Raw genomic sequence first — 22,321 nt, 5'->3', positions numbered from 1 at the left:
CGCTCGTTCAAAACTGGTCCGCAGTCAGCGCGAGAAGGCCCTCGCCGTTGCGCGCGCTTATGATCGCCGCTTCGAGCGCGGTCGCCTGCGGCAGGACGAAATCCGCATAGAAATGCGCGGTCGCGATCTTCGCGTCGTAGAACGACTCATCATCGTTGTGGTTAGCTGCAGCGGCGATAAGCGCCCGCGCCATCTGCCAGCCGCACAGCACGGTGCCCGCGAGCTTCAGATAGGGCACGCTACCCGCGAATACGGCATTCGGATCGCTGCGACCGGTAGCAACGATGAAGGCCACCGCGCGAGCGAAGGCGTCCCGCGCATCCTTCAGGCGTTGCTGCATTGCCTCGATTGGCCGCTTTGCGCTCTGCGGCGCCGCCGCTGCGGCCAATCCAAGTTCGGCAAGTGTCTGCGTCATCGCCTCAATGAGGTCTTTCGCCACCGCTCCGCCGTCACGCAATGTCTTGCGACCAACGAGATCGTTCGCCTGGATTGCTGTTGTGCCTTCGTAGATCGTGAGAATGCGCGCATCCCGATAGAACTGTGCCGCGCCCGTCTCTTCGATGAACCCCATGCCGCCGTGCACCTGCACGCCGAGGCTCGCCACGTCGATCGACATCTCCGTGCTCCAGCCTTTCACGACGGGCACGAAGTATTCGTAAATTGCAGCACTCCTCTTGCGAATAGCTTCATCTGAGGCGTTGTGCGCGAGGTCGGCGTGCATTGCGGCCACATACGCCAGCGCGCGGGCGCCCTCGGTCAGCGCGCGCATCGTCATCAGCATGCGCCGCACGTCCGGGTGATGAATAATGGCAACGGGGCCGGCCGAAGAACCATCAACGGGACGGCTCTGCACGCGTTCTTTCGCGTAGGCGACAGCCTTCTGATACGCCGCTTCCGAAACTGCGATGCCCTGCATGCCGACCGCGAATCGTGCCGAGTTCATCATGATGAACATATACTCGAGCCCGCGATTCTCGTCGCCGACGAGATACCCGATTGCTCCGCCGTGATCGCCGAACTGCAGTACCGCAGTGGGACTCGCCTTGATGCCGAGTTTGTGCTCGATCGACACACACTGCACGTCGTTGCGTTCGCCGAGACTGCCGTCGTCGTTGACCAGAAATTTCGGTACCACAAAAAGCGAGATGCCTTTGACGCCTTCCGGGGCATCCGGGGTGCGCGCGAGCACGAGGTGGACGATGTTCTCCGCCATGTCGTGCTCGCCGTACGTAATGAAAATCTTCGTACCCGACACGCGATAACGACCCTCCCCGTCCGGGACAGCGCGGGAACGGACCATGGCAAGGTCGGAACCGGCCTGCGGCTCCGTCAGATTCATCGTGCCGGTCCACTCCGCGGCGATCAGCTTCGGCAGGTAGCGCGCCTTCAGGTCGTCCGAACCGGCGGTCAGCAGCGATTCGATTGCACCATCAGTCAGCATCGGACACAACGCGAATGAGAGATTTGCCGCGTGCAGCATTTCAATGCATGGCGTCCCAATCAGCTTAGACAGGCCATGACCGCCGAAATCGGCGGGATGCATCACCCCCTGCCAGCCGCCCTCAGCGAACTGCCGGAAAGCGTCCTTGAAGCCGGCTGATGTGGTTACGGCGCCGTCGCGCCATTCGCTGGGGCGACGATCGCCTTCAATATTCAGCGGCGCGATTACGCCGCTCGCGAATTTCGAGGCTTCTTCAAGCACGGCTTGCGCGGTTTCGAGGTTCGCGTCTTCAAAGCCACTCAACTTGGAGGTCGACTCGATGTCGGCAAGTTTGTCGAGGACGAAAACCATCTCCTTGATGGGCGCGGTGTAGTTCATCGTTGTCTTCCTGAATGGAGGTGTGTGAGGAGTGAACGGGCGGGACGAGTGATGGCAACCGTAAAAGGTTTGATCACTCGACCGTCGCCCTCAGGAAACCGTGAACTGAGCGACAGCGTCGGCCAGTTCTGTCGCCTGCGTTTGTAGTGCCGAGGCGGCAGCAGCCGACTCTTCAACCAGCGCAGCGTTCTGCTGGACCATTTCATCGAGTTGCGAGACTGCACGGTTGATCTCATGAATGCCGCGATTCTGCTCATCCGCAGCATTTGAGATTTCGCTCATGATTGTCGTCACGTTGGAAATACCTGCGACGATGTCGTTCATGGTCTGCCCTGCCTCATTGACGTACGTCGAACCCGACGAAACGCTGGCAACGTTCGAGTCGATCAGTGCCTTGATTTCCTTGGCCGCTTGCGCGCTGCGCTGCGCAAGTGTGCGGACCTCACCCGCCACAACGGCAAAGCCGCGTCCCCCGTCCCCCGCCCGCGCGGCTTCGACGGCTGCATTCAACGCGAGGATATTTGTCTGAAACGCGATGCTGTCGACGACACCGATGATCTCGCTGATCTTGCCCGACGCGCCTTCAATCTCGCTCATCGTCGACACCACGTTCGCAACCACGGAACTGCCACGCATTGCTGAAGTCCGCGCCGTCGACACGGTCTGGTTGGCCTGCAGTGCGGCATTTGCTGCCTGCGCGACGGTCGACGTGATTTCTTCCATTGATGCCGCCGTCTGCTGCAGGTTGGCTGCCGCCATCTCGGTACGCCGCGACAGGTCGTGATTACCGGAAGCGATTTCGCTTGCTGCATGGCGTACAGACTCGCTGGTGTCCTTGATGCGCCGAATCACGTCGCTTATCTTCCCGATAAACGAGTTGTATGAGCGCGCGATCTGAGCGACTTCATCCCGTCCACTCTCCGGAAGGCGTTCTGTCAGATCGCCATCGCCCGATGCGATGGCCTCCATCGCATCCCGCACTCGCGCAAGTCCACGGAATGTCACACTGGTAACCGCACCGATGATCGCTGCTGCGATGACAACAAGCACGGTGAGAGAGACAAACGACACATGGAGCAGGGAGCGAATGCCCGCTGTTGCCTCGGACTGATCAAGCGCAACGACTGCAAGCCAGTCAGTCCCGGGTACGACCCGCGCCCGAATGAGCTTCGCGTTACCGGCAATATGCGCAACCAGCGGTGCTGACTCGTCGTTTGCCGCTGATGCGGTAAGTTCGCTCATCATCAGGTCCGGTGCGAGTTCCGAGAAAGGTTTGAGCGTCAGCTTCTGATCGGCATAAGCAACGATATGTCCGTCCCGGTCTACGACCATCCCGAAGCTCGCAGGTGTCGGATGAATCGTTTTCACATTCGTGACAACAGCGTCCATGGAAACGTCACCGGATACGACACCGCGCAATGCCCCATCGCGCAAAATCGGAACCGCGAACGTGACAACGAGATTGCCCGTAGCAGTGTCGACGTACGGTGGGGTCACAATGGCATGACCGGCCTCTGCTGCCTGGCGGTACCACGGCCGAACGGTCGGGTCGTATCCGGAAGGGATGCCTGTCGAATCGGAGAACCGCGCCGTCTTGTCAGCGTAGCCCGCGTACACGGTGGTGAAGCCACCCGCGATAGCGATCTGCCTGAACGCTGGGACAGGATCATTACTGAGTGCGACATCCCGAAGAGACGAAATCATCTTCGACTTCGATGCAACCCATTCTTCAATTCCGGTCTCGTGACCAGTCAGCACGGCCGCCAGACTCTGATTGATGGCGTCGCGGTTGTATTGGTTGGCCACGGAATAGTTCAGTACCGTGTTGATCATCAAGGCGCCCGAAACAATAGCTACCGACGCGATGAGAATCCTGAACCGGATCGATGTGAACATGCTACGATTTACCATTCATGGTTGAGGCGTCTTATCTCCGGCATCCGCGTTCTGGACGCGACGCAAGCGCCGGATCGTCGCCCGGGTTATAGCCCAGACGATGCTGCGCCAGCACGCGCGATTGCCGGGCGGGCTATGTGTTTTGAAACTGACCAATGCTTCAACGGGTCAACTGGCGCATCCCCCGCACGCTGCGGTCATCAGGCGATGCGCCATAAGTCGTGAATCCAGGTCACCTTGATTTAACTGGGTGTGGCGCTATTCGCTGACCTGAAAAGTAGCGCGTACGCGCAGTGCGGATCGCGGTATCGAAGTCCGACTCGGTGGCCAGGTGCTTGTGGTCAACACTTACCAGCCAGCCTTCGGCTGACTTGCACCACCGTATCCGTCCATCCTCGTAGGCCTGACAAAACCAGCGCCACAACGACGCGTCTGCCTCGTTGGCCGAGTTGGCCGCCTCAGCACGTGTTCGCTCGAAGTAGGTCAGCGACATACGCCCTCCTTCTATTCAGTCATTTTTGACCATCGATCGCGGTTGCAAAGGCCGGGACTGCGCTGAAGAGATCATCAACGAGACCATAGTCCGCGACACTGAAGATCGGCGCCTCGGGATCCTTGTTGATCGCAACGATCACCTTGGAGTCTTTCATCCCTGCGAGGTGCTGGATTGCGCCCGAGATGCCGACCGCGATATAGAGCTGCGGCGCGACGATCTTGCCTGTCTGGCCGACCTGATAGTCATTCGGGACATACCCCGCATCGACGGCTGCGCGCGAGGCCCCCATTGCGGCGCCGAGCGTGTCCGCCAGCGGCTCCAGAACCTTGGTGTAGTTCTCGGCGCTGCCCAGCCCTCGGCCACCAGACACGATGATGTTCGCCGACGTCAATTCCGGACGGTCCAGCTTCGTCACTTCACGGCTCACAAACTGCGAGATACACGAGTCCTCTGCAGCATCGATCTTCTCGATCGATGCGCTGCCCCCTTCGGCTGCCACCGGATCGAAGCCCGTTGCGCGCACCGTGATGACCTTGACGACGTCTTGCGATTGCACAATCGCGATCGCGTTGCCCGCGTAGATCGGGCGCTCGAACGTATCGGCAGAATCGACAGCCGTGATGTCGCTGATCTGCGCGACGTCGAGCTTCGCTGCGATACGCGGCGCGATGTTCTTGCCGTATGCCGTAGCGGGCGCGAGGATGTGCGAATAGTCTTTCGCAATGTTCAACACCGTCGCTTCGATGTTTTCCGCGAGGCCTTCGGCCAGTTGCGGCGCGTCAGCGAGCAGTACCTTCGATACGCCGGCAATCTTCGCCGCCGCTTCGGCCGCCTGCATCGCATTGTGGCCCGCGATCAGCACGTGGATGTCCTGACGGCCAAACGTCGATATGACTGCGCCCGCAGCCATTGTGTTCAGTGTGCTGGCCTTAATCGACGCGTTATTGTGTTCAGCAATGACCAGAATCGTCATGATCTCCTCCCTTTACAGCACTTTGGCTTCGATTTTGAGCTTCTCGACCAGCGTCTTCACGTCCGGCACCTTCACGCCGGCCGAACGCTTCGGCGGCTCGCTAACCTTCAGCGTCTTCAGACGCGGCGCCACATCGACGCCCAGGTCGTCGGGCTTCACGGTTTCGAGCGACTTCTTCTTCGCCTTCATGATGTTCGGCAGCGTCACGTAACGCGGCTCGTTCAGACGCAGATCGGTTGTCACGACCGCGGGCAGCTTCAGCGACAGGGTTTCGGCACCGCCGTCCACTTCGCGCGAAACGGTGGCCTTGCCGTCGGCAACGACCACTTTCGATGCGAACGTGGCCTGCGGCAGATTCGCCAGCGCAGCCAGCATCTGGCCTGTCTGGTTGGAATCGTCGTCGATGGCCTGTTTGCCGAGCATCACCAGCTGCGGTTGTTCCTTGTCGACGAGGGCCTTCAGAATCTTCGCGACTGCCAGCGGCTCAACGCTATCGTTCGATTCAACCAGAATTGCGCGATCCGCTCCGATCGCCAGCGCTGCCCGCAACGTTTCCTGTGCTTGTGCGACGCCGACCGAGATCACGACTACTTCGCTCGCGATGCCCGCTTCCTTCAGACGCACAGCTTCCTCGACCGCGATTTCATCGAACGGGTTCATGGACATCTTGACTGCGGTCAGATCAACGCCCGAGCAATCGGATTTCACTCTGACCTTGACATTGAAGTCGAGTACCCGTTTAACTGCCACCAATATCTTCATGTGATGTGCTCCTCCTAGATGAAGCAAGGCGTGCCGGCACCCACGTATAGATGCGCATCGGCATACGCCCTGCCTCCGTGTTTCGACCAGTTTCCGGCGGCGACGGGCTCGCGTCGAAGCGGTCCGCCACCAGGCATGGGGCCGGTACTTGATCTCGTCAGGATTCGATGGAAACCGGGGCCGCGCTGCGCGGAACCGGACGCCCAGCCACCCTGTTCTTCGTCTGTGATGTTCTTGCGGAGAGGTGCCCGATCGCAGCGGGGTCCGGGCCCTCTCATGTTACGGACTGACGCTTCTGGCGAGGCGCCCGTCAAGCTCATCCCAGCGCTTGGACGCAGCTTCCATCGCTTGCGCCTTGACGTGCCCAAATCCGCGTACGTCTGCTGGGAGTCGCGCAATCTGCTCCGCCACCGGAATGTCGATGGTTGCCGGGGACGACAGAAGTGACTCAACGAATCCGATGTAGCGGTCGCGCCACGCGCGTTCCTGGCGGCGCTCCTCGTTACGTCCGAACGGGTCGAGCGGGGTTTCGCGGAGCCATTGCATGCGGCCAAGCGCTGCCATTGGCCAACGGATCCACTGCCCGAACATCCGCTTGCGCACGTCCTTGCCTGTGCCCAGCGTCGGCGGAGCGAGGTGATAGCTCAAGCGAACACCCTGGCCGAACTCCCGTTCGATTGACTTCCGGAACGTCGTCGACACCAGCATGCGTGCGACTTCGTACTCGTCCTTGTAAGCCATCACCCGATAGAGTTGCATCGCCAGTGTCATTGCCAGCTTCTCGGGCATTGACCGTTCTGCCTGTTCCAGCATCTCGCGATACCGGCGCGAGTACTTCGCGTTCCAGTAGGTCTCCAGGCGTTGAGCGCGATCCTCAATGACCTCGGCCAGCGTCTTGGGCACGGCCTCGGACTCTGCCCCGGCCATGAGCGTCGCAGCGAGTCGCGAATCGCTGGCGAGATGGCAGCCAATCCGGAACGCTTCCAGATTCTTCGCGACAGCGGTCCCATTCAGTTCAATCGCGCGCTCAATGGTGCTGCGTTCGAGCGCGATCCGTCCGGACTGCCACGCCATACCGAGCAGCATCAGATTCGCGAAAATCGCATCGCCAAGCACGCGCGCCGCGATCCGGGCGGCAGGCAACGCCATGACCTGCCCCTGCTCCGTCTTGCGATGGAGACGAGTCATCAGATCGTTCACGGGTGCCGTCCAGTCGCGTGACTTGATGAACTCGGACGTCGGGGACGTGTCCTCGCTAACGATGACCAGTGCCGTATCGCGCAGCCTCGAAAGCGTCGCACTGCTTCCCGCCACAACAGCATCCGCACCAATCAGCAGGTCACATTGCTCGGCTGCGATCTTCGTTGCGGAAATCTCAGCGTCGGTCGCGGCGAGCTGTACGTACGAATAGACCGTGCCGCCCTTTTGCGCCATCCCGGCCATATCCATCACCCGGACTGCCTTGCCTTCCAGATGGGCTGCCATACCGAGCAATGCACCAATCGTCACCACGCCCGTACCGCCCACGCCTCCCACAATGATGCGCAGCGGCGAGCTCAGGCCCGGCATTGCGGGCTTGGTCGGCCACCCTTCCGGCAGAGCGTCAAACTTTGCGGGTCGCTTCGTATCGCGCGTATGGACCGTGACAAAGCTCGGACAGAATCCCTCGACACACGAGAAGTCTTTATTGCAGCTGCTTTGATTGATACGGCGCTTGATACCGAGAGCCGTCTCGACAGGTTCGACGGACAGGCAGTTCGACTTTTTCGAGCAGTCGCCACAACCTTCACAGATCTCGGAGTTGATGAAGGCTCGCTGCGGCGGATCCGGGTATTCCTTACGCTTGCGCCGACGGCGCTTCTCGCTCGCACAAGTCTGCGCATAGATGAGTGCCGACACGCCTGTCACCTGTCGCAACTCGCGCTGCACGGCATCCAGTTCGTTCCGATGGCGGACCGTCACACCGGGGGCGAGGCCTTCGGTTTCGCTGACCAGGCCGGGCTCGTCACTGACGATGACCAGCTTGCCGACCCCTTCTGCTGCCAGCTGTCGCGTAAGCTGGGCAACACTGAGCTGGCCGTCGACGTGCTGGCCGCCTGTCATACCGACCGCGTCGTTGTAAAGAATCTTGTAGGTGATGTTGACCTTCGCCGCAACAGCCTGGCGGATTGCCATGTAACCCGAGTGGAAATACGTCCCGTCCCCGAGGTTTGTGAACACATGGGGTTCTTTCGTAAAGGGCGCGGTTCCGACCCAGTTGGCACCCTCACCACCCATATGCGTAAAGGTCTCGGTTCCGCGGTCCATGGTTAGCGTCAGGAAGTGGCAGCCGATACCTCCAAGAGCGCGGCTGCCTTCCGGGACGACCGTCGACGAATTGTGAGGGCAGCCGCTACAGAAGTAGGCCTTGCGCTCGGCGATATCGATGACACGGCGAGAAGCCCGCTCGGCCTGTTCGATGCCCTGAACCCGATTCTCGATCAGCCGCTTGATGTCTTCCGGGAGCTCGAACTTGAGTAACCGTGCCGCCAGCATCTTGGCGATCGGTTCAGGCTGAAGTTCATAGTGCGTAATGAGCGGCGCTTCATTTCGAGGCGTGCTCCACTCGCCGTGATGGTCCGACGACTTACCGACCACTCGCGGCCGGAGGTGATCAGGGAGTGCGTACAGTTCGTCCTTGATTTGCGATTCGAGGACAGCGCGCTTTTCCTCAACCACGATCAGTTCCTGAAGTCCCGCAGCGAAGACCCGCAGACCGGCCGGCTCAAGCGGCCAGATCATGCCGACCCGGAACAGGCGAAGACCGATACGCTGAGCAGGTTCGCCTTCCAGACCGAGAAGTCTCAGCGCCTCGACCGTGTCGAGATATCCCTTGCCGCTCGCAGCGATACCGATACGGGCATTCGCGCACGGCCACGTCACCTGATTGATGGCATTGGCTCGCGCATATGCGATCGCAGCAGGAAGCTTGTATCTGTAAAGCCGCTCTTCCTGGTCAAGCGAGCGATCCGGCCAGCGGATATTCAACCCGCCTGACGGAATCGGCGCATCGATGGTCAGATTAGGCCGCACCCGTCCAAGACTAACGTCAACAGAAGCCGACGTTTCGACGATCTCGCTAACCAGTTTCATCGAGGTCCAGAGACCGGTGGCTCGGGACATGGCGACGGCATGTGCGCCAAAATCCAGAGTTTCCTGGAGCGACGTCGGATAGAAAATCGGCAATCCGCATCCGATCATCACAAATTCCGACTGATGCGGAATGCTCGATGATTTGCACGAGTGGTCATCGCCGAACAGCGCGACGACGCCGCCATGCTCAGCGGTGCCAGCAAGATTCGCATGCCTGAACACGTCTCCCGATCTGTCGGCACCAGGACCTTTGCCATACCAGTAGCCGACAACGCCGTCGAACTTCCCGCGCCCGGCCAGATGCGCCTGTTGCGTGCCCCAGCAGGCGGTGGCGGCCAGGTCTTCATTGACACCGGGTTGAAAAACGATGTCATGGGATTTGAGGTGTTTCCCGGCCTGCCAGAGCGACGTGTCGAACGAGCCAAGGGGCGAACCACGATAACCGGAAATGAATCCCGCCGTGCGAAGCCCATTCTGGGCATCACGACGTTGTTGGGAGAGCGCCAGCCGCACCAGCGCCTGCATCCCATTCATGTAGGCGTGGCCCTCGTCGCGAAGGTACTTATCGTCGAGTGAGATGGGCTGGGTCTCAGCCGGCTTCAACGGAACAACTTCTGAGTGTCTCATCGTAGTCTTCTGTCTTTGTGGGTGTGCAGGCGGACAAAGCTGGGCGGGGTGCAGCAGCTGAATGTCGCTGGTCACTTCGATCGCCGGCGTTTGACGAACGGGCCGGACGGCCGGGATCCTGATATCCGTCATCGAGAGCAAGGCGGATGCGTGGTTGCCATCGCCATCGCCATCGCCATCGCCATCGCCACGGAATTTCAGGCCTTGGATCGATTGTGTGACGTCGCGTTGAACGCAACAATCCGACCTGGAGTAAATGATATTTACGTATCAGGTAACGCGACTGACCCGGCGGCTGGGGATCTCAAGCCAGATGTCGGGTGAAGCAATCGCCGCGGGCGTTTGCGAGAGATGAGGGCTGGTTTATATGCCGCAGTTTCGAAGGCGCCGATACGACGGGCCAAAATATTCCGCAGTGAAGTCAATTTTTTACAAGCGCGGACTTTTTCGGATATCTACGATGGTTTTGGCACTTGAGCGTTACACCTTAAGTAGCCCGTATCATTGGAGCCCTTCCCGCCCTGTATCACTCTTTCAAAATGGCATCCACCAGGTGCTGACGCTGGCCAGGGCCACAAGCCCTCGGTCAGCCCCCTCCATACGTCGAAATTCACAGATCCCTCTGCCGGTGCTCACGCCGCAGATTGCTGCCAACAAACAGCGACATATCTCCGCTTTCAGGGAAGTTGCCTCACTCAGAAAAGTGCGTAGCCCCGGCGTTTGCCGGTCAAGCATGGATGGTCGGACCGGGCTCTTCGCTGGATCCTGCGGGAAGACCCTGCACGGTCCGCGACCCGTCGTAGTTATGGTCCTTGCTCACTTCAAAAATCCTGTGCGGTCCGACTGGTCCCGTTTTTGGGTCGGACCGGAAGCGATCCGGTAATTGCGAGTTGATTCGTGAAAAACGGCCATGAGTCTCAATGACTGGCGAGCCGAGTGGTGGCGACTCCACACGGACCGCCCGGTGCATTTCTACTTCTATAACGCTGGAGATTCATATGTTGTACGTCTATGTGGAACCCGTACCGAAGGGCCAATGGGGCCCAATTGATGGGTATACCGTCGAGTTCGAGGACGGTAGCAAAGTCATCGAGGAGATTTACCGTTCGGAGGTGCTCGCAGTCAGCGAAATTAAACTGCGTGGTTATGCGCCCCTGCTTGCAACCGTACGCATAACAGACAAAACCGTCACTGAGCACTGGCGACCGGCCGACGGCTTGCCTGCAAAGACTGGAGCTCGTCAGTAGTGGGTAAGGCGCGGCACAAAGCGTACTACGTGGGCATCCTTGACACATGCGCTTTTGCCGTCCCATGTTGCCGGGTTTCCGGGGCGGCCCTGGTACCAGTCCTGTTCGGAACCAGGGTTTTGGCCTGTCAGATATCAAAACGCCCCGGGTGACCGTCCGGGGCATCCAATAGATGAATGAAGCGCAGACTGAAGACGCATTTTGCAAGCGCCTCACGTCTGCGGGCGCCTTTTTTCTCGGGCACGCTCAGTGTGCCCTTTCTGATTGCGCAGCAGCAGCCTTTGCTCGCCATTCCTGAATCTGCTCGAGGGTCGCAGTCGCTCCGCCGCACACAATGGCGAGCGGTGCCTTGAATTCAGCGATCATGCTCTGGTTCCGTCCATAGACGGCAGCCAGCGTCGCTCCGCAAGCCGGCTCGACCAGCACCCGATGGTCATGTAGAAAACTTTCGCAAGCCTCCAGCGCCTCAAGGTCGCTCACAACGTGGCACCGCACGTCATGTGACCGGGTTACTTCGAACGCATTGGCGCATACCTTCTTTGCACCAAGCGACGTGGCGACACTGGTGATTGCTTCGAGCTCGATCTGAGTGCCCGCCGCGACAGATCTCGCAAGTGAGTCGGCTCCGTCCGTTTCGATGGCGACAACGGGCACATGACCAAGCCCGTTGCGTTGAAGCCCTTCAATTACGCCGGAGAGCAACCCGCCTCCTCCGACTGACACAAGGACCGAATCGAACGGTACGTTAGCGCGGGCTACCTCGTCGATCATGGTCGCGTGTCCAGACCACATGGTCGGATTGTCAAACGGATGTACAAATGCCGACGAGGCGTCGAGCATGGACTGCGCGAGAGCGTTTGCCTCCATCCAGGACGCGCCATGAACGATCACCGACGCGCCCTCCTGTTCAATCAGCGTCTTGGCCCTCAGGGTCGTGGTCTCGGGAACGACGACGGTAACGGGGATCGAAAGCTGGCGCCCTGCGTAGGCGACAGCAATCCCGGCATTCCCACCGGACGACGAAATGAATCGAGTTTTCCCCTGCCGGGCGTATTCTTCGCAAACGGCGCCGATCCCACGGAGTTTGAACGAACCAGACGGTTGCAGCGCGTCGAACTTCAGCCAGACAGACTTGCCACTCAGGATGCTCAGCGGACGGGACTGCAACAGTGGCGATTCGATGTGGAGCGGCATGTAAGACCTCTTCTGCAAAAATGGCAAATTGACAGTAAAAAACGATGTGACAGGCGTGACTTCAGCCTTCCGCTTTTGCTTCCCGATACGCCCCCGGGTTCATCCTCGCTCCGCGGGCAGACTCGAGATTGGAGCAGACAAGCCCCGCCAATATCACGGTCAGACCGACGACGTGATAAATGTGAATGGTCTCGCCGAGCAACAGACTGGACAGCAATGCTCCGTAGACCGGAATGAGGTGGATAAAAAGTCCAGCGCGCGAAGGCCCCACCCTGGTAACGCCCGCCATGTAAAGGAAAGTTGCCAGTAACGACGCAACGAGCGCGACGTAGGCTATTCCCAGCACGGACGATTGTGTCCACACTGCTCGATGACCTGTGCAGTACTCCCAGATGAAGCAAGGGCACAGAAAGAGCACTGCAATCAACAGCTGCGCACCAAGCAGGCCTGCCGGATTGAGATCATCAGGTAAAGCTCTGAGCCAGAGGGAATACAGTGCGAAGCACACCATACCGAGGAATACGATCCCGTCACCCGCTGAAAACTGCAAGGCGATGAGTCGGCTCGCTTCCCCGTGCAGGATGATGATGAGCACGCCTGCGCAGGAAAGTGCCATTCCGACCACCTGATTTCCGGTGAAGCGCTGTCTGTAAACCAGCCCTCCGAACAGCACGATCAGCACGGGAATGATCGAATTCAGCAGCAGCGCGTTGGAGGCAGTCGTCGAATGGAGACCGGCATACACAAGCAGATTGAAACCCGCCAGCCCGGTGAGCGCAGTTCTCACCAGTAGCCACCGCAGATGCCAGTAGCGTTGGGCGTCCCGACGGATCGCCCGCCACGCAAAAGGTGACAGACAGATCAACGCAATCAGATGGCGAACGAACGCGAGCGTCATCGGCGGCACATCTGTCCGAAGCGCCCGCCCGACCACGAAGTTGCCAGCCCATAGCAGCGGAGGCAATGCCAGTATCACCCACGGTCCGCAAGCTTGCAGAGGTCGTGTGATCGTAGTGCAGTCGCGGTCGCCGGGCATGTGAAACCTCCATGAACAGGCTTCACATTGTGAATACAGCGGTTTCATGCAACAATAAGGCTCAATGTAAATGATATTTACGTTATGCGTAAAGCTCTTGACGGCGGTCTTCTGCACGCAATGCGCGCATTTCTGCGGGTCATCGACAGCGGCAGCTTTACCGCCGCGGCCGAGCAAATGGACTTGACTACCGCGCAAATCTCTCGCCTCGTCACTGAGCTCGAGAACCGGCTTGGCGCCAAACTCCTTCAACGTTCGACTCGTCAGCGTGTGCTCACAGACGTCGGCGCCGACTACGCTGAACGCTGCCGCGACGTCCTTGCGCTGGTCGAAGAGGCGGAGGCCAACGCGTCGGGCACGAACATGTCGCCGCAGGGACGTCTGCGGGTGCAGTGCATGGTCAACTTCGGACAGCACTACGTTGCTCCGCTGATGGCGGATTTCTGCGCAAGCTACCCGCAGCTGAGCGTCGAATACAGCACATCGCAGTATGTGCCGGACCTCCTCGCCCGCGGTGTCGATGTCAGCCTCTACCTTGCCGAATCGTTAGCCGACTCAGGGATTGTGGCGCGTCGGCTGGGTACGACATTTTCGATACTCTGCGCTTCACCCGACTACATCAACCGTCATGGCGAGCCACAGACACCCGACGATCTGAACCAGCATACGTCTCTGCGACTGGTCAACCCCTCCATCCGTCCAGAGTGGAATCTGACGGATGGGAACGGCATCACACAGCAACTTAACCCGCGCGGAAAACTGATTGCAGATACGCCCGACATGGTGCTCGATGTCACTTTGCGAGGTGCGGGCATTACCCTACTGCCACTCTTTACCGTGATCGATGCTGTTCGTGCAGGACGCCTGAAACGCGTCCTGCCCACGTGGCGCTCACCTGACATTGGCATCTACGCATTGCTGCCATCACGTCACTTCCTTAACGCGAAAACGCGAGCGTGGCTCGAATGGGTAGAGCAACGAATCACGCCGCAACTTAAAGCGGACGCAGCGTATTTCTCTCGGAAAACGCGATGAGGATCTGCTGGCCATTGACACCGTTTAGCAACGTACCGGCCGTCGAAAATTCACCGCTTCAAGGAGGTGGCTTTCGAAAACCAATACCGTCAGTTCTTCCAGGCACGTTCGCCGACTTCATAACCCTGCTCGGTCGCCTCGGTCTGCAAGACTGACTTGTGCCGCGCATATGCGAAGTAAACAAAAGCACCCAAGGCCAGCCACACTCCGAACGCGATCCAGGTGATGGGCTTCAGATAGGCCATCAAGACAAGACAAAACGCGATTGCGAGCGACGGAACAGCAGGTACGCCAGGGCAATGAAATGCTCTGGGCAGGTCCGGTCGCTTTTTTCGCAGAACTATCACGGCGACCGCGACAAGGCAAAACGCTGCGAGCGTGCCAATGTTGACCAGTTCCGCAAGCACGCTGAGCGGAACGACAGCGCCGATAATCGAAAACAGGATGCCGACAGACCAGGTGGTGAGGAAAGGTGTGCCGAATTTCGGATGGATCGTCGAAAATTTCCGCGGCAACAGACCGTCTCTCGACATCGCAAAGACGATACGCGTCTGCCCGTAGCACATCACCAGAATGACGGTGGTCATCCCGAGGATAGCGCCCAGATCAACAAATCCCGCGAACCAGTGTTCTTTTGCGTACTGCAATGCCAGCGAGACAGGATGATCAATGCCAAGAAACTGCTGGTACGGCACGATGCCAGTCATGATGGCCGACACGGCAATATAAAGGATCGTGCAGCAAGCAAGTGAGCCAATGATTCCAATGGGGAGATCGCGCCCCGGACGCTTCACCTCTTCTGCAGCTGACGACACAGCGTCGAACCCGATGAATGCGAAAAAGACCAGCGACGCAGCGCTCAGCACACCACCGTAGCCAAATGGAGCGAACGGATGCCAGTTCGCCGGCTGGACATGACGCATTCCCACGACAATGAATAGTACGACGACTGTCACCTTGATCGCCACCATCAGATTGTTGATCCGTTTCGTCTCCCGAACACCAATCGAGAGCATTGCCGTAATCGCGAGCATGATAACTAGCGCCGGCAGATTGCAGTACGTCACTGCACCAGGAACAGCGCCAGGGGCCGCCGATAGCGCGACCGGAAGGTGAAGACCGAATCCCGCCATGAGCGACTGGAAATACCCGGACCAGCCTGCCGAGACCGCCGAAGTCGCGAGCCCGTACTCAAGCATGAGATCCCATCCAATCATCCAGGCGACGAACTCTCCCAGTGTGGCGTAACTGTAGGCATAGATTGAGCCTGCGACAGGGACCGTCGACGAAAACTCTGCGTAACAGAGCGCCGCAAAACCGCACGCCACAGCCGCAACGACAAACGAAAGTATCAGTGCTGGCCCCGCCGTTACTGCACCCGTTCCTGTGATAACAAAGATTCCTGTGCCGATGATTGCGCCAATTCCCATCAAGATGAGATCGAGCGGCCCGAGCACCTTTTTCAAGCCGTTGGGTTTTTGACTCGAGGCGATCATCGCATCGATGCTCTTCGTCCTGAAAAGACTCATTCTCTGTCTCCGTCTCTAGTTTTGTGTCTCGAATCGGCCGACGCCTACCGCGTCACTGTTTGCGCTTCTGCCTGGATCTCCATCGTTGGCAATTCGTCGCCAACGTCCAGAACGAAACAGCCCGCTGCTAAACGCACGGCCCTGCTCAATCGTGCGTGCTTTATTCGCCCTACTGAATTAAATCTGATTGCCCTCTTCGTGTATTTGAATCCCGCGGCCTCAAGCCGCGGAATGTCAACGTATCCGGCTTCGGTACTCGGTCATTGCTCCAGGTCGTAGTAGACCCACACCTGACCCTTCTTTTCCTTCACTTTTGAAATTTTGATTTTGCCGATATCTGCCGTCGACGCTACGTGGGTGCCACCACAGCTGTACGCTGGAAGCGACCCGAATCCGACAGTGCGCTTGTCTCCATCCAGCAGTACGGCACGACTGAGACCTGCATCAACATGGCCGTTTACCTGCTGCTCGATAATGTCCCCGGTCATTTCCCTCGGGTCCCCATCGGGTTCGAAGACGACGCGCGCTTCGCCCGGCCAGTGATGCCCCTTGACCGCCCGCCACCCGAACTGCTCTCCGCAAAAGCCAATGAGGTGCCCTGCGGAATGAAGTCTTGCGTGCAGGGAACGCGCGGCAGATGAAACTTCAATGCGTGCGTCGCCCACTGGCACCTCGCGATCGCACATATGGACGACCTGATCGTCGACCTGACTTACACGAAGGACATTTGCATCACCGATCGTTCCCGGGTCCGAAGGCTGGCCACCGCCCTGTGGATGAAACAGGGTTGCAGCGAGGACGACTTCGTATTGTCCGTCGTCGGTTCTGGTGCAGCTTAAGACCTGACCGCTCATGCTGAGGTCGTCGCTGGTTAGGTAGTGACGCTGTGTCATTTCAAATGCCCTTTCTCAGTAAATCACTGTTACTTGCGCGCGGTGCATTGCACGCTATTTCGCCCGCACCTTTTCGCCGTCGCAAGATGAAGTCACCCCTATTGGCAATCTGCTTTGATCGTCCTGGCGATAATTGAAATCTTCGTTGCGAGGCAGAGGGGTTTGAACAGATCGTGGGCATCGCCAGATCTGCAAGCCACACGACGACCGAAAAGCTCCACACAGGATTGGTTGCCAGCGGGTGCAACAAGCTCGCTCACGATTCCATCGACTCTCGACGGCAAACGATTGACCGCGATTCGCATCTGTCTCCTCCGCGAGGCGGCCCGCTCGATAGGTTCTGACAGCGTACCGGGATCGTTCGGCCGCGGATTGTAAAAAATTGACTCGGCGACATTCTGCTTCGGTGCCCCATCACCCGATGTGGCGGCAATGTCGGCAAGGTTGGCTTCCGGGCTGTGCTGCCCCGAGAAGGACAGGCGCTCGTTTCCATCGCGCCAAGAATTTGCGCGTGCTTCGCGGCTGGGAGCGAGAAGATTTCGGAGCTGTCGCGACGACGCTCTGGCCGTTCGCCCGTCAGTAGTTTGACGGGGCTACGCCAAACGCCTGCCGGAACGCCCGATTGAAGTGACTTTGATCGTAAAACCCAAGGCCTTGTGCGACGTCGGCGATTGTTCCCGCGCTGCGTGCCAGTAACGAGCATGCCTGCTCCAGACGAAGCCGCACGAGCCACGCATGCGGTGTCATGCCGATGGTCTGCTTGAACTGCCTGAGGAAATGAAACCGTCCCAGCCCGCACACCGCAGCCAGTTCGTCGAGCGAGATCTTTTCACCCAGGTGCGCGAAGCAGTAATCCCTGACGCGATGCCACTGCATCGGTGAGAGCGCGCCCGTCTCCTCGCTCGGTGCCACTCCTCTCGATCGGGAAAGCAAGAGCTCGAGCAGAGTCAGCCACTGCGACTGGACCGCCATGGCCAGTGAGTCGTCACGAGACCCCATCGCATCATGCAGACGCAAAAGCTGCGCAGCCAGCATAGGATCTTCGAGCATCGTCCCGCCCAGTTCGAAGTCACCGCGCTTCCCCGCGATCTCTTCCGTGATGCGAGCAAGCAGATCGTGGGAGAGCCTGAAGGTTCTGAGTGTGTATGCCGCGTCTCCCTCGTTGATTCCGTCGTGGATCTCGCCGGGAGGCATAAGGGATATGCAGCCGGGGCCAAGCAGGACGGACTTCCCGCTGAAGGTTTGACGCTGCACGCCGTCGGTGACAAGGCCGATGTGATAGTCGATGTGGAAGTGGCGGTCGAAACTGAATTTTTCGAATCGCGCTGAGCCCAGAACCAGGCCAGGCAATTCGGCGACTCGCTGGTACTGGACGTGATCTTTCATGGTGAACGCGCAGTGCCGCACCTGAAGGATTCACGATCAGCGGCGGCGTCGTGTGACAGACGAGCCTAAGACTAGCAGAACTATGAACGTATTTATCGCATCTTTGTTACGTTTTACGTAAATATCCTTTTCGCCGGTTCACGTTGATCCGCGGCTCGTCCGCCTGCAGCATGATTCTTTGGGTAAATGGCGCGTGAATCCCGTCCGGCGCCCAACTCGTCCAGTGTCCGGAAATGACTCGCCGGATCACCCGCTTTCATATCACACGGCCTCAGCGATAGCAGGCACCAGAACTTGACCATGAAATTTTCCGAGCGAGCACTATCCATCTCCCCTTTCATTGCGATGGAATTCGGCAACCGGGCCGCAGCCCTCGAAACCCAAGGTCATCGAGTCATCAAACTCAACATCGGTGAGCCCGATTTCGGTGCCCCGGCGCCGGTAGTCCAGGCAATGCAGGAAGTCCTGACGACTACGCCGATGACGTATACGTCCGCACTCGGTCTGTACCCCCTCCGGCAAGCCATCGCCCGGTACTACGAAACAACGTATGGCCTGGATCTCGATCCCTCGCGAGTCGTGGTCACCGCTGGCGCCTCAGCGGCGCTACTTCTGGTCACGGCGGCCCTGGTCAATCCCGGGGATCACGTTCTCGTCTCTGACCCGTCTTATCCGTGCAATCGCCAGTTTCTTTCGAGCTTCGGAGCCGAGGTCAAACTCGTGCCCACGAGCGCAGAAACGCGCTTTCAGCTCAACGCGGATCTGGTCAGAGAGCATTGGTCCAGAGACGTACGTGGCCTGATGATCGCGACGCCAAGCAATCCCACCGGAACCTCTATTCCGATTGATGAACTTGCGGCGATCTGCGCGCACGCACGTTCGAATAATGCATGGAGGATTGTCGACGAGATCTATCTTGGATTGACCTTCCCGACCTCCGCAGGCTCTCCTGCTCAGACCGCCCTTTCCGTTGATCCAGACGCAATCGTCATCAACAGCTTTTCCAAATACTTCGGGATGACGGGCTGGAGGCTCGGATGGTGCATCGTGCCGTCCGAAATGACACCGATAATGGAGCGTCTTGCACAGAACTATTTCATCTGTCCGTCGAGCCTCGCACAACATGCTGCGCTGGCCGCCTTCGAACCAGAAACCATCGCGATCTGCGAATCACGTCGAAACGAACTCAACGACCGACGATCACTCGTAGTTCACGGACTGGAGCGCATCGGCCTTCCGGTTCCCGTCGCGCCCGATGGTGCCTTCTATGTCTACTTCAGCGTACGGGATACCGGCATGAGCGCAATGGTGTTCTGCAAGCGGGTGCTTGAGGAAGCTCACGTCGCATTGACACCGGGCGATGATTTTGGCGAAAAAGATGCGACAGAGTACGTACGACTTTCGTACGCAGCGTCGATTCCAGAACTGAGCGAAGCTTTGGTCCGACTGGAACGGTTTGTAGCGCAGACTCGACCACTCATCGCTCTTTAAGTGAGTGGCGAAGTGCCCCGAGTCTCGCTGCCGCTCCGATCCACGAACGATATCCCAAATCCGGGATGGGTAGTGGTGACCAACATTGGGAGCGTAGGAGCCAATTGTGAAATGCTCAGCAGGCATAGAATCGCCTGCCGAGCTTGAGAGACATACCGTCTCGTGACCGGAGGAACCGTTCGATTAATGCCCCATTAGCAGCTGCAAAGATAGCGTATGCCCCCTGACGCAACTGTTCACCTCCGATTTCAGCCAATCCAGCCGCTCAAACATGCCGGTTGCTCAGTTTTCTTCCAGCCGAACAGCGCGATGCGGTTCAGCGACGCACGGCCGTTCGCACGCTGCACCCAAGCACTGATACCTCGTCCTCGCTCGCCTCTTCAACCACGCGCGCGGGAATCTTCGGCGCGTCTGGCGCAGAACTGCCGCTCAACCCGGCAGCCAAACACCGCGTCCGTCGGTGGCGTCAGTCATTTGGATCTACTCTTGTTAGTACCATTCGAATTCTTTCCTCGACATCTTTCGGCAACCCATATTTGCGCTCGCCTGCAAGATCGACAGAACGACTACAGAGCATCCTATAAAAACTCAGAACATCCGGATGAAGGCTCCCCAACGCCGAAACATGCGCCGCTACTGTTTTGGCATCGCCCCTGGACGCTGGTCCAGGCATTCCATCTGCAAGTCCGCGTGCTTCAATGGACGCCAATGTGCCGCGTACCATCGGAAGGAACGCAAGCAAAGCGTCCTCTCGTTGGCCGCCCCATGAAGCCCAGATTTCGGCCGCTTCTCTCAGCAGCACGTTGATAAATTGAGACGGGTAGCCCGCCGCCGCGTGATAGCGACCGCGAACACCTGCCGGGAGGCGATTCACTCTGCACCCAAGTCTGGAGACGAGGGTATTCAACACCTCACCTAACCACCCATCTGCTTCGACTGTAATGGTGCAACCCAGTAACGAGTGTGCGGCTGCAACCGGATCAGTGAACGATTGCAGTGGATGGAACCCTCCAACAGTTGCACCATCGCGCGACGCCTTGTCTAGGACTGCTACCTCCGTAGCCCCGCTGCAATGCACGACCGAAATGCCGGTTCGCCATTTAAGGGCCGCCACCGTCTCTTCGATTGCTTCGTCCTTTGTTGTGATGAACACCAAGTCACAAACATCAACGACAGCCTGTGCGTCCATCGCCACACACCCCGGCAGAGTTCTGGCAAGCTTGTTCGCTGACTCTGAACGCCTGCTCGATACGGCTGCTACACGAATCCCTATTTTAGAAAGAGCTATTCCTAAAGCGGTCGCCAGCCGCCCACAGCCAACGAAACCAATTTTCAGAGAAGACAAAGCATCCCGCGGGCTAATCTTCTCTTCCGACATGTCAGACGTCGAAACGGATATTGCTTTTTCCATAATTTCACGAGGACACTGCGTTGCCAAGCAACGGAAGAATACGGTGAGGATCAGCTGACCAACATGAGTTAGCCTCGCCAAAGCAAACTCAACGCTCGACCCTTTCGACCCGCTCCTCCCGCATCGTCGTTAACGTTTCTTCCAGAATCTCGTCCGTCTGCCCGCCCAGCTCGGGTGCGGGTCGTCTCACCTTGCAAGGTTCATTACGAAATTTAAGAGGAAACCCAACCATCTTCACAGAGCCATGGCCTGGATGATCTACCTCAAGCAGCAATTCCTGATGTAGTACCTGAGGATCTTGATACACATCTTCAAGTCCAAGAACCGTACCACAGGGGACACCGGCATCGTTTAGGACGGAGATCCAGTGTGCCTTCGTTTGACGCATGGTCACTTCATTGACAAGACCGTTGATCTCACTTCTGCGTCGCACCCGTTCGGCGTTGTTGGCGAATTTCCGATCGTTGAGAGTTTCGCTCAAACCAAGGACCGCCATAAGCTTCAACAAGACCCCGTCATTGGAAGGTGCGATGGCGATTACACCATCGCTTGCGTCGAATAGCCCGTACGGGGCGACGAGGGGATGATCATTGCCGGTCGGGACCGGCTGTGTACCGGATGCCAGGTAATTCGCGCTGACAAATGCACCAAAACTGAGAAGCGACCCCAGCAGTGAAGCCGAGACTTGCTCCCCTCGTCCAGTCTCTTTGCGTCGGTATAACGCTGCAACCGTACCGAGAGCCGCGTAGTTGCCCGAAATCAGATCGCTGATGGGGAGCGCAGTCCGCATGGGCCCAGTCTCTTGCGTGCCGTTCATGCTCATAAAACCACTCATTGCCTGAGCAATAAAGTCGAACGCTGGTCGCGAAGCATAGGGGCCTGAGTCGCCGAATCCATTAATGCTCGTGTGGATTATGCCGGGTGAAATAGCTTGAAGACGCTCCCATCCTAACCCCATCCGATCCATGACGCCCGGTCGAAAATTCTCCACGATCACGTCCGCACTTTTAAGCAAGGCAATCAAGGTATCCATACCCTCTTGGGAGCGCAGGTCGATCTCGATCGACCGCTTATTCCGATTGAACGAAGCGAAGTACCAACTCAATCCGTCGACCTTCACTCCTTGTTCGCGGACAGGGTCACCGGCAGGCGGTTCCACCTTGACGACATCGGCGCCCATATCCGCGAGGAGCATGGTGCAGAAAGGCCCAGAAATGATCCGAGTAAGGTCGATGACGCGTACACCGTCTAGTTGCATGGATATCTCCCTTGTTCTGATAGCTCGCTTGATCGCAATGATGCGATAGATTGTCACGAAGAAGGCATCTACAATTCTCCGGTACGCATCGCAAATTGCGAGGCCTCGATGTAAACTGCGCCCATCCACCATGTTC

17 protein-coding genes are annotated in these 22,321 nt (G+C 58.4%); 4 read left to right on the top strand and 13 right to left on the bottom strand.

The window, feature by feature from the left end; genetic code table 11:
• Positions 1-7: 7 nt before the first annotated feature.
• The 6 genes from G3N95_RS15635 to G3N95_RS15610 all read right to left on the bottom strand — a co-directional run bounded on the left by G3N95_RS15635 (position 8) and on the right by G3N95_RS15610 (position 9,705).
• Complete coding sequence (locus G3N95_RS15635; RefSeq protein ID WP_205970984.1) at positions 8-1,819, bottom strand: acyl-CoA dehydrogenase; 1,812 nt, start codon at positions 1,817-1,819, stop codon at positions 8-10.
• Positions 1,820-1,909: 90 nt separating this feature from the next.
• On the bottom strand, positions 1,910-3,715 hold the full coding sequence (locus G3N95_RS15630; protein ID WP_205970983.1) for a methyl-accepting chemotaxis protein: 1,806 nt from the start codon (positions 3,713-3,715) through the stop codon (positions 1,910-1,912).
• Between the two features lie 232 nt (positions 3,716-3,947).
• Complete coding sequence (locus tag G3N95_RS15625; protein ID WP_205970982.1) at positions 3,948-4,208, bottom strand: hypothetical protein; 261 nt, start codon at positions 4,206-4,208, stop codon at positions 3,948-3,950.
• Between the two features lie 19 nt (positions 4,209-4,227).
• On the bottom strand, positions 4,228-5,184 hold the full coding sequence (locus G3N95_RS15620) for an electron transfer flavoprotein subunit alpha/FixB family protein (protein WP_205970981.1): 957 nt from the start codon (positions 5,182-5,184) through the stop codon (positions 4,228-4,230).
• A 12-nt stretch (positions 5,185-5,196) separates the two neighbouring features.
• Positions 5,197-5,946 (bottom strand): electron transfer flavoprotein subunit beta/FixA family protein, encoded by a 750-nt coding sequence (locus G3N95_RS15615; protein ID WP_205970980.1) that lies wholly within the window; start codon positions 5,944-5,946, stop codon positions 5,197-5,199.
• Positions 5,947-6,225: 279 nt separating this feature from the next.
• Positions 6,226-9,705, bottom strand: a complete 3,480-nt coding sequence (locus G3N95_RS15610; RefSeq protein WP_205970979.1) for an indolepyruvate ferredoxin oxidoreductase family protein — start codon at positions 9,703-9,705, stop codon at positions 6,226-6,228.
• Between the two features lie 48 nt (positions 9,706-9,753).
• Between G3N95_RS15610 and G3N95_RS15605 the strand changes: the two genes are divergently transcribed.
• Together G3N95_RS15605 and G3N95_RS15600 are read left to right on the top strand one after the other, a co-directional pair.
• On the top strand, positions 9,754-10,029 hold the full coding sequence (locus tag G3N95_RS15605) for a hypothetical protein (RefSeq protein ID WP_205970978.1): 276 nt from the start codon (positions 9,754-9,756) through the stop codon (positions 10,027-10,029).
• A 674-nt stretch (positions 10,030-10,703) separates the two neighbouring features.
• The gene (locus G3N95_RS15600) at positions 10,704-10,952 is read left to right on the top strand and encodes a hypothetical protein (RefSeq protein WP_205970977.1); all 249 of its coding nucleotides are present in this window, start codon (positions 10,704-10,706) and stop codon (positions 10,950-10,952) included.
• Between the two features lie 246 nt (positions 10,953-11,198).
• Here the strand turns inward: G3N95_RS15600 and G3N95_RS15595 are convergent, their stop codons facing one another.
• Both G3N95_RS15595 and G3N95_RS15590 read right to left on the bottom strand, forming a co-directional pair.
• Positions 11,199-12,146 (bottom strand): pyridoxal-phosphate dependent enzyme, encoded by a 948-nt coding sequence (locus G3N95_RS15595; RefSeq protein ID WP_205970976.1) that lies wholly within the window; start codon positions 12,144-12,146, stop codon positions 11,199-11,201.
• A 61-nt stretch (positions 12,147-12,207) separates the two neighbouring features.
• Entirely contained in the window at positions 12,208-13,182 is a 975-nt protein-coding gene (locus G3N95_RS15590; RefSeq protein WP_205970975.1) for a DMT family transporter, read from the bottom strand.
• A gap of 84 nt (positions 13,183-13,266) precedes the next feature.
• Between G3N95_RS15590 and G3N95_RS15585 the strand changes: the two genes are divergently transcribed.
• Positions 13,267-14,217 (top strand): LysR family transcriptional regulator, encoded by a 951-nt coding sequence (locus G3N95_RS15585; protein WP_205970974.1) that lies wholly within the window; start codon positions 13,267-13,269, stop codon positions 14,215-14,217.
• An 89-nt stretch (positions 14,218-14,306) separates the two neighbouring features.
• Here G3N95_RS15585 and G3N95_RS15580 read toward each other — a convergent pair whose 3' ends face one another.
• The 3 genes from G3N95_RS15580 to G3N95_RS15570 all read right to left on the bottom strand — a co-directional run bounded on the left by G3N95_RS15580 (position 14,307) and on the right by G3N95_RS15570 (position 18,025).
• Positions 14,307-15,746, bottom strand: a complete 1,440-nt coding sequence (locus G3N95_RS15580; protein WP_205970973.1) for an amino acid permease — start codon at positions 15,744-15,746, stop codon at positions 14,307-14,309.
• Between the two features lie 260 nt (positions 15,747-16,006).
• Positions 16,007-16,600: an alanyl-tRNA editing protein gene (locus G3N95_RS15575; protein WP_241018556.1), complete on the bottom strand. Its 594-nt coding sequence runs from the start codon at positions 16,598-16,600 to the stop codon at positions 16,007-16,009.
• Positions 16,601-17,215: 615 nt separating this feature from the next.
• Entirely contained in the window at positions 17,216-18,025 is an 810-nt protein-coding gene (locus tag G3N95_RS15570) for an AraC family transcriptional regulator (RefSeq protein ID WP_205970971.1), read from the bottom strand.
• Between the two features lie 300 nt (positions 18,026-18,325).
• On the opposite strand from G3N95_RS15570, the gene G3N95_RS15565 reads away from it, so the two are divergent.
• Positions 18,326-19,516 (top strand): pyridoxal phosphate-dependent aminotransferase, encoded by a 1,191-nt coding sequence (locus G3N95_RS15565; RefSeq protein WP_205970970.1) that lies wholly within the window; start codon positions 18,326-18,328, stop codon positions 19,514-19,516.
• A 466-nt stretch (positions 19,517-19,982) separates the two neighbouring features.
• On the opposite strand, the gene G3N95_RS15560 is transcribed toward G3N95_RS15565, so the two are convergent.
• Together G3N95_RS15560 and G3N95_RS15555 are read right to left on the bottom strand one after the other, a co-directional pair.
• The gene (locus G3N95_RS15560) at positions 19,983-20,927 is read right to left on the bottom strand and encodes a DUF2520 domain-containing protein (protein WP_205970969.1); all 945 of its coding nucleotides are present in this window, start codon (positions 20,925-20,927) and stop codon (positions 19,983-19,985) included.
• A gap of 88 nt (positions 20,928-21,015) precedes the next feature.
• Positions 21,016-22,317 (bottom strand): CoA transferase, encoded by a 1,302-nt coding sequence (locus G3N95_RS15555; RefSeq protein WP_241018567.1) that lies wholly within the window; start codon positions 22,315-22,317, stop codon positions 21,016-21,018.
• Positions 22,318-22,321: the final 4 nt, after the last annotated feature.

This window comes from Paraburkholderia sp. Tr-20389, from assembly GCF_017104565.1.
Classification (GTDB): domain Bacteria; phylum Pseudomonadota; class Gammaproteobacteria; order Burkholderiales; family Burkholderiaceae; genus Paraburkholderia.
Note: the sequence above shows the minus strand (reverse complement) of the source record. Positions and strands in the feature narration are given on the sequence as shown.

What these genes read in the sequence shown, in the direction of transcription:
- G3N95_RS15575 (WP_241018556.1), bottom strand. Translation starts at nt 16,600, where the DNA reads ATGAGCGGTCAGGTCTTAAGCTGCACCAGAACCGACGACGGACAATAC.
- G3N95_RS15585 (WP_205970974.1), top strand. Translation starts at nt 13,267, where the DNA reads ATGCGTAAAGCTCTTGACGGCGGTCTTCTGCACGCAATGCGCGCATTT.
- G3N95_RS15600 (WP_205970977.1), top strand. Translation starts at nt 10,704, where the DNA reads ATGTTGTACGTCTATGTGGAACCCGTACCGAAGGGCCAATGGGGCCCA.
- G3N95_RS15625 (WP_205970982.1), bottom strand. Translation starts at nt 4,208, where the DNA reads ATGTCGCTGACCTACTTCGAGCGAACACGTGCTGAGGCGGCCAACTCG.
- G3N95_RS15580 (WP_205970973.1), bottom strand. Translation starts at nt 15,746, where the DNA reads ATGAGTCTTTTCAGGACGAAGAGCATCGATGCGATGATCGCCTCGAGT.
- G3N95_RS15560 (WP_205970969.1), bottom strand. Translation starts at nt 20,927, where the DNA reads ATGGAAAAAGCAATATCCGTTTCGACGTCTGACATGTCGGAAGAGAAG.
- G3N95_RS15630 (WP_205970983.1), bottom strand. Translation starts at nt 3,715, where the DNA reads ATGTTCACATCGATCCGGTTCAGGATTCTCATCGCGTCGGTAGCTATT.
- G3N95_RS15595 (WP_205970976.1), bottom strand. Translation starts at nt 12,146, where the DNA reads ATGCCGCTCCACATCGAATCGCCACTGTTGCAGTCCCGTCCGCTGAGC.
- G3N95_RS15570 (WP_205970971.1), bottom strand. Translation starts at nt 18,025, where the DNA reads ATGAAAGATCACGTCCAGTACCAGCGAGTCGCCGAATTGCCTGGCCTG.
- G3N95_RS15615 (WP_205970980.1), bottom strand. Translation starts at nt 5,946, where the DNA reads ATGAAGATATTGGTGGCAGTTAAACGGGTACTCGACTTCAATGTCAAG.
- G3N95_RS15565 (WP_205970970.1), top strand. Translation starts at nt 18,326, where the DNA reads ATGAAATTTTCCGAGCGAGCACTATCCATCTCCCCTTTCATTGCGATG.
- G3N95_RS15590 (WP_205970975.1), bottom strand. Translation starts at nt 13,182, where the DNA reads ATGCCCGGCGACCGCGACTGCACTACGATCACACGACCTCTGCAAGCT.
- G3N95_RS15635 (WP_205970984.1), bottom strand. Translation starts at nt 1,819, where the DNA reads ATGAACTACACCGCGCCCATCAAGGAGATGGTTTTCGTCCTCGACAAA.
- G3N95_RS15620 (WP_205970981.1), bottom strand. Translation starts at nt 5,184, where the DNA reads ATGACGATTCTGGTCATTGCTGAACACAATAACGCGTCGATTAAGGCC.
- G3N95_RS15555 (WP_241018567.1), bottom strand. Translation starts at nt 22,317, where the DNA reads ATGGTGGATGGGCGCAGTTTACATCGAGGCCTCGCAATTTGCGATGCG.
- G3N95_RS15610 (WP_205970979.1), bottom strand. Translation starts at nt 9,705, where the DNA reads ATGAGACACTCAGAAGTTGTTCCGTTGAAGCCGGCTGAGACCCAGCCC.